This window comes from Mesorhizobium sp. LNHC209A00, from assembly GCF_000502915.1.
Taxonomy (GTDB): domain Bacteria; phylum Pseudomonadota; class Alphaproteobacteria; order Rhizobiales; family Rhizobiaceae; genus Mesorhizobium.
The window spans coordinates 85,463-96,779 of record NZ_AYWT01000018.1 but is presented as its reverse complement, the minus strand read 5'-3'; the positions used below and the strand labels follow the sequence as shown (position 1 = coordinate 96,779).

At 59.8% G+C, this 11,317-nt stretch carries 4 protein-coding genes and 2 pseudogenes; 3 read left to right on the top strand and 3 right to left on the bottom strand.

All coding sequences use genetic code 11. The features are described from left to right. The first annotated feature begins 51 nt into the window (after positions 1-51). Both X739_RS139960 and X739_RS01000000166645 read left to right on the top strand, forming a co-directional pair. Complete coding sequence (locus X739_RS139960) at positions 52-369, top strand: integrase core domain-containing protein (protein ID WP_023796028.1); 318 nt, start codon at positions 52-54, stop codon at positions 367-369. 38 nt (positions 370-407) lie between these two features. Further along, positions 408-1,864: pseudogene (locus tag X739_RS01000000166645) on the top strand (NAD-dependent succinate-semialdehyde dehydrogenase). A gap of 817 nt (positions 1,865-2,681) precedes the next feature. On the opposite strand, the gene X739_RS139970 reads toward X739_RS01000000166645, so the two are convergent. From X739_RS139970 to X739_RS139980, 3 genes are all read right to left on the bottom strand, one after another. Further along, complete coding sequence (locus X739_RS139970) at positions 2,682-4,685, bottom strand: class I tRNA ligase family protein (RefSeq protein ID WP_023796024.1); 2,004 nt, start codon at positions 4,683-4,685, stop codon at positions 2,682-2,684. 332 nt (positions 4,686-5,017) lie between these two features. Then, positions 5,018-5,797 (bottom strand): phytanoyl-CoA dioxygenase family protein, encoded by a 780-nt coding sequence (locus tag X739_RS139975; RefSeq protein ID WP_023796023.1) that lies wholly within the window; start codon positions 5,795-5,797, stop codon positions 5,018-5,020. A gap of 509 nt (positions 5,798-6,306) precedes the next feature. Beyond that, entirely contained in the window at positions 6,307-7,611 is a 1,305-nt protein-coding gene (locus X739_RS139980; RefSeq protein WP_031252452.1) for a lysine N(6)-hydroxylase/L-ornithine N(5)-oxygenase family protein, read from the bottom strand. A 1,548-nt stretch (positions 7,612-9,159) separates the two neighbouring features. Here X739_RS139980 and X739_RS03510 point away from each other — a divergent pair. Next, positions 9,160-11,242, top strand: a pseudogene (locus X739_RS03510) (prolyl oligopeptidase family serine peptidase). Positions 11,243-11,317: the final 75 nt, after the last annotated feature.

Here is an 11,317-nt window from a genome sequence, read left to right as displayed (position 1 = left end):
CGCCAGCTGAAGCGCTTGACCAATGGCTCATGAAAAGAGAAACCGACCCTGTTGCGACGACCGTTTGAATCCGCCAAATATGCCGCGACAGCCTATCGCGATCACCTTGCCGCCCACGGCCTGGTCGGTTCCATGGGCCGGCGCGGCAATCCCTACGACAACGCAAAGGCGGAAAGCTTCATGAAGACGCTCAAAGTCGAGGCCGTCTATCCGATGGCGTTCGAGACGTTCGCCGATGTCATCGAACACCTTCCGCATTTCCTTGAGGAGGTCTACAACCGCCGACGGCTTCACTCAGCACTCGGCTATCTCAGTCCAATGCAATTCGAGGATCAACACACCCGGCAAACGGTCAAATCAGCGGCCTGACTCTGTCCGGCCCGCGGGGCTCACTCCAGTGCCCGCCGATGATCCGTCACCTGAGATCCCCTGACCTGTTTGGACCCATCGATCGCCTGCCGGCACTTGGCACGCGCATTAGAGAGCGGACATTCGAGGTCCTCAACCCGTCGACCGACGAAGTGCTGGCAGAACTACCTGACATGGGAGTCGAAGAGACATGCGCTGGAATCGAGAAGGCCTATGTCGCGCAGCCTGGATGGGCAGGGTTTACCGCGCGTGAGCGCAGCGATGTTCTATGGCGATGGCATGAGTTGATCATCGACCACACCGACGATCTCGCTGCAATTCTCACTGCGGAGATGGGCAAGCCGCTTGCCGAGGCCAAATCGGAGATATCGCATGCTGCGGCGTATCTGCAATGGTACGCCGAGGAGGCAAATCGCGTCTATGGCGAGACGATCTCCGCACCATCGACGGACCGCCGAATGCTGGTGATCAAGCAGCCCATCGGGGTGGTCGGCACGATAACTTATGGAATTTCCCGGCTTCGATGGTGGCGCGCAAAATCTCGCCAGCCTTCGCGGCGGGCTGCACGATTGTCCTCAAGCCCGCTGAACAGACGCCGCTCGTGGCTGGAGCAATGTTCGCCCTCGCCCATCAGGCAGGCTTCCCCGAAGGCGTCGTCAACCTGATCTATGCGTCCGAAGGTGACGCGGTCGGCCGCGAACTTTGCACAAATCCCAAGGTCCGCAAGATCAGCTTCACCGGGTCTACTGAGATCGGGCGCCTACTCATGCGCCAGTGCTCGGACCAGATCAAAAAAGTCAGCCTAGAGCTCGGCGGCAATGCACCCTTCATCGTCTTCGATGATGCCGATATCGATGCCGCGGTTGACGGTGCGATCCAGGCGAAGTACCGCAATGCCGGCCAGACCTGCGTTTCAGCGAACCGCCTTTACGTCCAGTCGCGCGTTCACGACGAGTTCGTCGAGAAATTCGTGGAACGGGCTCGCCAACTTCAAGTTGGTGACGGTTTCGCTCCCGGAGTGGACATCGGGCCTCTCATCGACAAGCAGGCTTTGGCCAAGATTGAATCCCATATTGCCGATGCCGTAGCTAAAGGCGGCGCAATTCGATGCGGGGGCAAACGCGTCGGCACGAATGGCACGCTTTTCCAACCAACGGTCCTGACCGGTGTCACCAGCGAGATGACCGTGGCGCAAGTAGAGACATTCGGGCCGCTCGCACCGATTATTCGCTTCAACGATGCGGATCAGGTCGTGCGTGATGCCAATGAAACGATCTACGGCCTCGCGGCGTATTTTTATGCCTCTAAACTGAAGCGTGTCTGGCGTGTCGCCGAGGCCTTGGAATATGGAATGGTCGGGGTAAATACCGGCCGGATGTCTTCGGAAGCGGCGCCGTTCGGTGGGATAAAACAGTCCGGCATCGGGCGGGAGGGATCCCGCCATGGCCTCGAGGACTACCTCGAAATGAAATACCTCTGCATGGGCGGCATCTGAAGCATCGGGTTGCAGGGTTCACAGACGGGTTACCAAGAAGCGAGCGATCTCCAATGCGACGGAGGATACGCTTGCGATTTGGCGGCCCTGGCCGACTATCCTCAGGCGACGGGCTGTCGTTGCGCGGTCTGGTTGGAAGCTTGTGCACCAAGCCATCGTCAACGCTGATTGAGCAATATCCGGCTTCAGGGGCAGAATTTGGACCTGCTCCATTCCGATATCAGTAGCTCAGCTGTTCTTCGGCTGCCTGCCGCGCCGGTACACGCTCGGACAGAATCGAAGGTACCATCACGCGGCATGCGCGCCGTCTTCGCCGACAATGCAGACGCTTGTCTCGTCGAGAGATACATCCAGCTATTTTAGGGGGCTCCTCAGGATTGCGTGTTTGCTCGGCTGCAGACCGCCCCTCAGCTCCCAATCGAGGAGCGATCCTACAATTCACATATATTCGCATCCACATTGGTGATCGGCGCACGGTCCAGGGCGCGCCAGGTTGACCAAGCGGGTCGAACCGAATGACAGCCTTGACCGGCTGGAGGACGGAAATCCCGATGCCGAAGAGGTTGGTCAGCCCAGTCGAGCCCACACGCATTTTCGACACGAACAGCAAGGGCTGGGAAGCGATCGGCCGAGCAGTCCTTGAAGGGGCGGGCCAGGTTGTTTGACGACGCGTTGGTTCAGGTCAGCTAACTAGTCTCTACCGTTCAGAGCGGCTTCCCTCGCCAGTGACAGCGAGTCAAGATATTTGGCATCGTCGGCTTTGATTGCCGCGCAGATCTGGTCGAGATCGGGACAGCTCACTGGTGCACCTTTGGGCTCATAGTGTTTCCTCGTCATCGAGATGAGGATTGCCGGATTTGGCGTAGAACACCAACACGGGTCCGAGATCAAAGCGCGTCCCGGGCGCAAGGCGCTGGACGGACCGGGGCCATGTTTCGGTAAAGGCGCCATCGATGCCTCGCGCCAGCGTTTTGGCGAAGCGGGGCATCAGCGGAGCGAGTGTCGGTGCCAGGATCGCAGCGGCCGTCGTCTGAAGGGCTAGCGAAGTCCGATTGCGGGCAGGATAGAAACGTCGCGCCGCCGCAAAGTCTCGCGCCCCGCGGTAGATCACGCAATCGCGCACGAATTCGCAGACCTGAGTGGCCGCGCGCCGAACCGAGAAGCCTTCGTCCGAATAGGCGCGCTCCATCGCAGCGCGATAGATCTCTATGCGAGCAAAGAAGGAGCGGTCGACCGGGCTCCAGTCGCCGGCATCCGGTACACGGCCGGCAAAATCGTGCTTGATTTCCTGGTTCAACGCCTCAAGCCAGTTCAGCCAGATGCTTTGGAACACCTCGTTCTCGGTGCGGCGCAGTGCGTCCAGCGTGAAATCCGTCCGCTCACCTTCCGGGCGTGTCAGGCCCAAATGAAGGCGCACGACGTCGACGGTCTTTGGGCTCAGAACCTCCTTGCCCCAGACCGCATGGCGGCAGCTGGTTGAGAATTTCTTGCCGTTTAGCAGGTAGAACTCGTTGACGTGATAGCGGATGCGTGGCGTCCAGTGGGAGAAGACCTCGGCGTAAAGAGCGGGGTAGAGTAGCGCGTGGTAGAACGAATTGTCGAAGCCGAAGAAATGGACAATCTGCCAGTCGTTGCCGGGCATCTTCGCCTTCCAGTCGCGACCCATCGAGCGGCCGAGCGCCTGGATGTTGTACAGAAAACCGAATGCCATCTCCGGCCACACCCAGATCACTTGCCCCGGGAACCCCTCGGCCGGCAAGCCCCAGTCCGAGGGGTGGGTAATGGGTACTGAGAAGTCGCCGCGTTGGCGCAGGCGCGCGAAGAGATCCAAGATCCGTAGCGGGACGCCCGACGCTCTTAGATGCCGGTCGATATTGTCGTAGCATTGGTCCATGGCAAGTTCCGGACGGCGGAGGGAGCCGACCACCGGCGCCTCGGCAGACTTCCGTGACCGCGCTGCACCTAAGTCGTGGCAAAGGTTTGGGGCACCGCATTCCTCGCAGATGTTGCCAGCGGCGGAGCCGCCGCAATCGGGGCAGAGGCCGCCAACATCCGGCTCGTAAAGATAGTGGCCTGTCACAGCATCAAAAAGCGCAGGGCTCTGGCGCAAATCTACCGCCGCGCTGCTCAGAAGACTCCGGAAACACGCGGTTTGGAACTCGCCGTAACCGTCATCGCCCATTGTGGCTTGGAAGCTGTGGAGCTCACAATCGAGAAGTGCAAGCGTGGCGCGTATCTCGTCGGCGTAGTAGCGCGCCACGTTTGCAGGAGTCGATTGATCGGCATCGGCGCGTGTCGCGACGTAGCTTTGGAAATCATCGCTCCCAGTCAGATGATAGGCTTCGACCCCTTTCATGCGCAGGAAGCGCGTGTAGACGTCGGCGCCAAAATAGGGGCCGGAAAGATGCCCCAGATGCAGATCGCCGTTTGGCGTCGGCGGCGTGGAGAAGACGAAAGTCGGCGCGCGGGGAGCCGTGAGCTTTGCAGCGACATGATGAGCGGCGTCGTCGTCTCGCCAGTAGACATCGACGAAATTTAGGTCTTCGTCCCCATCGTTGCGCAGCACATGCGCTTCAAAAGGGTGAAACAGAACGACATCGCCCGCCTCGACCGAGATTTCCCCCCGGTCGGTGGTGACCTTGCCCGCACCAGACAGGACCACGAAGGCCTCGATTTCGTCGTGCCGATGGGGCTCGGATGTGACGCCGGGTCCAACCTTTCCGAATGAAAACCCCGTGCGAGCGCTGCCCGTTCCAAGCGTGGCCGTGTCGATACCGAACGCCAGCGACAGCTCCGTTCGAGAAAACGTGTACTTGCGCATGACAACGAACCTAACCTGTTGAAGCAGTGGGATTTCGGCTGCCAACGCAACAGCCTCCCGTGCAATTCGTGGAGAGAAACGGCAGTCCGACCATTGGCGGCCCGGCTAGGATAGTGCAGCTCTGGGCCGGCAAGCGGGCGACCAAGGGGGGCACTGGTCGGGCTGTAGGCACACAGAAGACCGCCTGCGACCACCTCCACAATCCACGTGCCAAAGCGTCGTAACGGGCTGCGGTCGATGCTCCGCGAGCCCGCAAATCAGACGGCCATACCGTCCGCGCATTTTTGTGCCGTCGATCAGTCTGTGCATGCCTCCGCCTGGCCTGCGTGAGCTCAATCGCGATAGAAGATGCCATTTGGGGGCTTGAGATTGTCGAGATCGGCCACTTTGCCCTCGGGCGGGTTAAGGGCGCGCTTAAGCACGTTATATTCAGCGCGGGTCGGCCCGCCAGTTGAAGCACGCTGGAACACCAAGTAGAGCGTCCGCCGAGAACGATTGCTTTTGTTCGGTCGTGAGTAGTGCGGTGCGTAATCGTCGAAGATGAAGATGTCGCCAGCCTTCCATAGTACGGGTTCCCAGGAGAACTTTTCGGCAACATGAGGATAGATCACCCCACCGGCATCCATAGGAAACACCCCCTTTTCGTGGTTGCCGGGGCTGAAAAAAAGCCCGCCGTTTTCCGGGTCGGAGTCGTCGACGCCTATGGCAACCACCGCATGGACCATGCGGTCGGGGAGTTTGTGTGGAATGTGATAAATGTCCTGATGCGGGAGATAGCCGCCGCTGTCTGGATAGTGGAAAATCAGCAACTCCTTGAGCCTGCGCGAAGCTTCGCCAAGCAAATCCTCGACCGCTGACTTTATGCGCTGATCTTCTAAGAGCAAACGACGCAATGGACCATGGAAGTCGAGAAAATTCTCCATCTTGGAGGTGATCTTTCGATTGTCCGTCGTCTTCTCGAACCACATGAGCCATTTATCATCGCTGACGGCCCAGCGTGACATATCTTCGACAAAGGTAGAGATATCTTCCTGAGCCGCTGGATCGAAGATCCTTTCGAGCCTGACGTATCCGTCCTTCTGCCACTTTTCTCTTTGTGCATCAGTCAACATGCGAAGAGCCTCCTGTTGGAAAGACTGGTTGGTCGGACATCCCAATTAGGGCAGTCGGGCGCTGATCAAGTTGCGGGTCCACGGAGACGGAACTCACGTGATGTGGGACGGCGATGCTAAGTGCGTTCCGCTCCGGCGGATATTGTCCGCAGAAGCTCGGCGCGAGATAGCCTATGTCAGGCTCAGCCGGATCCAGGGGTTCCGTAAATTGGGCCGTATCAATCGCTTCACCCGGTCCAACCACGACACGCATCGCTAAAGGCCCGCGCCATCCGCTAACTGCCGACCCAGCCATGGCCGCCAAGACCACGGCGCTCTTTCGAGTGAGCGACCTGGTACGGTGTTGGAAACCGCGGGGGAAATGCACGCCCCCAGAATAATGCGATGCGCCGCTTGGCCAAAGGGCTTGTTGGGGCGCGGTGACATCGGAGAAGACTCCGGCCTTCGCCGCAGCGGAGGCGGACATCGTTGCCAGTATGCTGGACCGCTGATGTGCAAAAGTAGAAGAGTCATATCCCGCTGCCCATTTCTTCGGCTGCGGGGGCGGGCCAGCTCTCGATCGAGGTATGGGTGATGAAGCCAGGATGCTCGAGGTTCGCGCATGGCGCGCGCCCAAGAAGGCTATCGAGGATGCGACGCGCGCGCCAGGCCAGCAAGCTTAGGTTCGGATCGGCCAGGCCGCGCTGCCCGAGGCTCGCATTTTGTACGAAGATGCGTCTGTCACACGGTCCGTCCCAGCTCACCGAAAAATCCTCGCGAATAGCTAATTCATTGTCGATCTGCTCCAAGCGGCCCATGATCGGTTCCAACAAGCTTGGGACCGCGTTCTCGTAACCGGTGGCCAGGATGACGATGTCAGCCGTGACTTCTTCGACCTCGTCCATGCCATGCTGCAGGGTCAGCCTGTGACCCGGTCCGGCGTTGATGCAGTGCGAGACGGTGCAGCCCGGCCGCAGTGTGATGTCGCATCGGTTTGGCTCGAAAAATGCATGGCGGTACAGCGCCTGATAGATCGCGCGCAACGTGCTTTCCGAAATGCCGTCCGAAGCAAGCACGAAACGCCGCAGGAGCAGCTTACGCTGCGACTCGCTCATCGCCGCGAAGCGATCCGAAAAGCAGGGCATGAACAACTCGTTTGTGAACGGGCTGTTGTCCAGAGGCAGATAGTTTTCGCGCTGCGAGACCCAAGTGATCGAGGCAGGCCGCCGTTCGTTCGGCAGGCCGACAAGGTGCAACATCACCTCGGCTCCCGACTGGCCTCCGCCGACCACGCAGACATGCTTTCTCCGCACCTCAGGGTGGATGTGCAGTAAAACCGATGAGTGGAACAGGTTGCGTCCAATCCAGCCCTGAAATTGAGGCGGAATTTGCGCCTGCTTGCCAATGCCGACCACAACGTTTCTGGCGCCGAGGACCGCCTTATCCGTCCGTACCTGAAACTCGCCGTCAAAGCGGATTTCGCGCACTGTCTCGCCGCCACGCACAAGTGGGTTCCTGTGGAAGACCCAGTTCAGGTATTGTTCGAACTCCACTCTGAGCACGGCTTCGAACTGTGCGTTCAGGAAGTGATACAGACGCCCGTTCTCATGCAGGAAGTTTACAAAAGTGTAGGCTGATCGCGGATTCACTAGAGTGACCAAGTCCTTGAAGTGGCTGACCTGGAGCTCTGAGGAATCGAATGCGATGCCTGGATGCCAGCGGAAGTCGACCTGCCGATCCAGGAACACTGCCCCTTTCCCAACTTGCTCGTGTATCTGACACGCAAGGCTCAAATTGGACGGGCCAGCACCGATCCCAACGCAAGATGACTCCACCTGCTTCCTCCTATAGCGTCTTCCCACTAGGCGGCTTGTTCGCGGCGAATATCGGCCACAGTGATTGGGCTCCTCGCGAGCGTTTGCGAGCCCCGGTGCCGACCGAGTTTGCGAGGATTTGTCCAGCGCGTTCGGGTCGGCGCATGTATACCCGAGCATTCCAGCGCAGTGACAATCGACGGGTCATGCCGGCGACGTGGGGCAACGATGTATGTCCTTTCCGCCCGTTTGGATGCCCGCGCCGTCACGCGAGACGCTTTCCAAGTCTATTAAGCTGTTTGAAGCCGGTGCAATCGCCCGCCTCAACCATGGCGCACCGGCCTTTCGGCGACTTGATAGCAGGCGAGAGCGCGGTTTCACTGCGGCGACGGCATTTTCGGTGCGCATGATCATTGAGGACGTCTCGTTGATGCATTCGGAGAATTCCGCGCATAAGCCATGCCAGAGAAGGAAAGCCTTATTAAACAACGGTTGGCGGATTTGCTGTCCTGTCGGAAATCCGACATTAAGTGGGACGCTCACGGCCGCGCCCATATGCACGTCGACATCGCCTTTTCCGAATAGCAAATCGGGCACCTTTCTGCACCAGAATACTTCGCTTATTGAGACCAGCACGAACCTTCATAAACGGACGGCAACATAACCTGGTGTCTCTGCCGGACAGATCGCGATATGGCTTCTCCCATCGAGGTCGGCAGTTGCAAGAGCTGCCAGATCCTTCGCCCTATCGTGCCGTCGCACTGGCTCGATAGGGCGACATCCGATCATGAAGAGTGACGCAATCCCGTCCGCCGCGAGGCCTCTAAATGGAGAAGCAATTCTCTATGTCGGTGTCGGATCGATGCTCTTGATGAGATGTGATGGGCGCATGCCCAGACCTAAGCGCATCAATGATTGTGCGATATGGGCCTTCACCAACTGGATTGTCGAATCTCTGGAAAGATAGCCGGAAGACAATTGCGTTATGACCACTCTGCCGGTTCCAAAAGCACGTGCGCCATTCGGCCGCTGCGACTCAATCCAGGCGGAGGGATGAGGCCGCAAAGCGGTCTTTTGCGCGCCCACCGGTGGGCCAGAATGGAGCCATCGTACGCAGGTATTCGATGATCGCCGCCGCGGAGCTCGTCAGGCTGTGCCGCGCCCGAGACCGGCGACGTAGTGATCGTCGATCGCCCCGTCGCCGATGTCGATCCGAAGCTCGGCCAGTTTCGCGGTGAGCTTCACTGCTTATTCCGCAGTGCCCACCGAGCTCGCACAGGAGGTTCTATGAGGCGGTCACGGCTGCACTCGTTGTCGGGTCTTCAACAAAGTCGGACATGAGACACACCGCAATCAGAGCCATGTCATTGTTGTGAAGCGATTTTCTCATTTGGCACGACACCTGCAACGCAGTCCGCAAAACGCGTTGCGGCACGGACAGAGGAGAAATCATCCCATGATCATGCGCACCGAACATGCGGTCGCAGCCGCGAAAACTGAGCTTTCCCGGGCCGACGGAAGACTTTGCGCCTGTTTTCCAGGCGACATCACTCTTCGGGTTATCCGGACATGACCGCATTCGATTTTCGCCCAACGCTGGATGCTCCCGACGATGATCCCTATGTTTGGCTCGAAAATGTAGAAGGCGAACGGGCACTTGACTGGGCCGCCAGCCAGTCGACCAGGACCCTGGAGCACTTCGGTGGAACGCAATTCGAGCGGGACAACGACGCCCTGACAGCGATTTTCGATCGTCCTGACAAGATTCCCTTGATCACCCGCCGCGGCCCGTACCTCTACAATTTCTGGCAAGATGCCGGAAATCCGCGCGGACTCTGGCGCCGGACCACCCTTGCCGCCTACATGAAAGTGGATCCCCATTGGGAGCTACTGCTCGATCTCGACGCCCTCGCCGCTAGCGACGGAGAGGACTGGGTCTGGGGCGGCGCGTCCCTCGAACCGGAGAGACGGCAAAGAGCCGTTCTGCGCCTGTCGCGCGGCGGCAGCGATGCGGTCGTGCATCGGGAATTCGACCTTGTGTCTCTGAGCTTTGTCGCCGACGGTTTCAATCTCCCCGAGGCCAAGGGCAGCATTGAATGGCTCGACCCCGACACGCTTCTGCTTTCCAGTGCGCTTGGTGAGGGCATGGCCACCCGCTCCGGCTACGCGCGCACCGTTCGGTTGTGGAAGCGTGGCGCGGATCCGCTCACTGCACCGCTAATCTTTGAGACCGGTCTCGAGTCCAACGGCGTGTCTGGCCAACTGGATCGCACCGCCGAGAGCGAGCGCCTTTGGTTCATCGAGACGCCGGTTTGCTTCGAGAAGATCGGCCGAATCGGTGACAGAAGCGGGCCGAAGATGCAGATCGACCTTCCTTGGGACGCCTCGTGGAGCGGCTTCGGCGACTGGCTGGCGGTAAAGCCGCGCAAGCCATGGACAGTGGGAGGGATGACCCATGCCGGGGACGCGCTGATCGGCATCTCCCTCTCCTCCTTTATCGCGGGCGAGCGCGATTTTGGCACCGTCTTTGAACCAGGCGACAGGCGCTCTCTGCAGTCGTTCTTCTGGAATGACGGGAAGCTCATCATCTCCTACCTCGTCAACCTCGTTCCGCGTTTCGAGATGTTCACCCCCGGCCGCCGGGAATGGACGCGCCGAGTGCTGGACACCGTGCCCGCCGAAGGGACTGTTCACCTCTGGTCACTCGATGCGGAATGTCACGAGAGCAATGGAGAGGTGCTCGTTTCGGCTCAGGACCCGATCACGCCGCCGCAGCTTCTCCTATTCGACCTCAATGCCGCGGCGTCTCTCGGAGCACCAGTGATCATGAAGCGCGAACCGGAGAGTTTCGACGCATCCGGGCTGGTGGTCACGCGCCACGAGGCAGTCTCGACCGATCGTGAGATGATCCCCTATACGCAGATCGGCCCGGCTAACGTGAGTGGGGATGCCCCGGTTCACCTCACCGCCTACGGCGGGCTCGGCATATCGCTCCTGCCCCACTACAACTCTTCCCTCGGCGAGCTGTGGCTCGAACGCGGCGGCACGTGTGTGCTGGCGAACATCCGGGGCGGCGGCGAGTTCGGTACCCGTTGGCACGAGGCCGGTCGCAGGGAGGGCAAGCGTCTCGCCCATGACGATTTCGCCGCGGTTGCCGCCGACCTCGTGCGAAGGGGCATTACGGTTCCGAGGCGGATTGCCGCCGAGGGCGGCTGTAATGGCGGTCTGCTGATCGCCAATATGCTAACACGCTATCCTGAGCGTTTCGGCGCACTGTTCTGCAGAGTTCCGCTTGTCGACATGCGCCGCTACACCAGGCTTTTGGCGGGCGCGATCTGGATCGACGAATATGGCGATCCCGACAAGGCTGACGACCTGAAGGAAATCTCGGCCTATCACGCCGCGACGCCGGGACAGCCGTATCCACCGGTCCTGCTCGCCACCACGAAGCGGGACGACCTCGTCAACCAGGGCCACGCGCGCAAGATGGCCGCAAAGCTGCAGGCTCTTGGCCTATCCGGCTTACTTCTACGAGGCCAGCGCGGGCGGGCATGGCTACGGCAAGAACAGTCGGGGGCGGGCCGCATTTATTGCCCTGGGCAACAAATTCCTTCGCAGTGCGATCGGCTGGCAGGCGGGTCGCCTTCGATAGGCGACCGGACCCAGCCAGAGCAACGTTTCAACAAGTGAGGACAGAATGTGTGCGCTGTCCCACGCAAACTGCGCA

What these genes read in the sequence shown, in the direction of transcription:
- X739_RS139970 (WP_023796024.1), bottom strand. Translation starts at nt 4,685, where the DNA reads ATGCGCAAGTACACGTTTTCTCGAACGGAGCTGTCGCTGGCGTTCGGT.
- X739_RS139975 (WP_023796023.1), bottom strand. Translation starts at nt 5,797, where the DNA reads ATGTTGACTGATGCACAAAGAGAAAAGTGGCAGAAGGACGGATACGTC.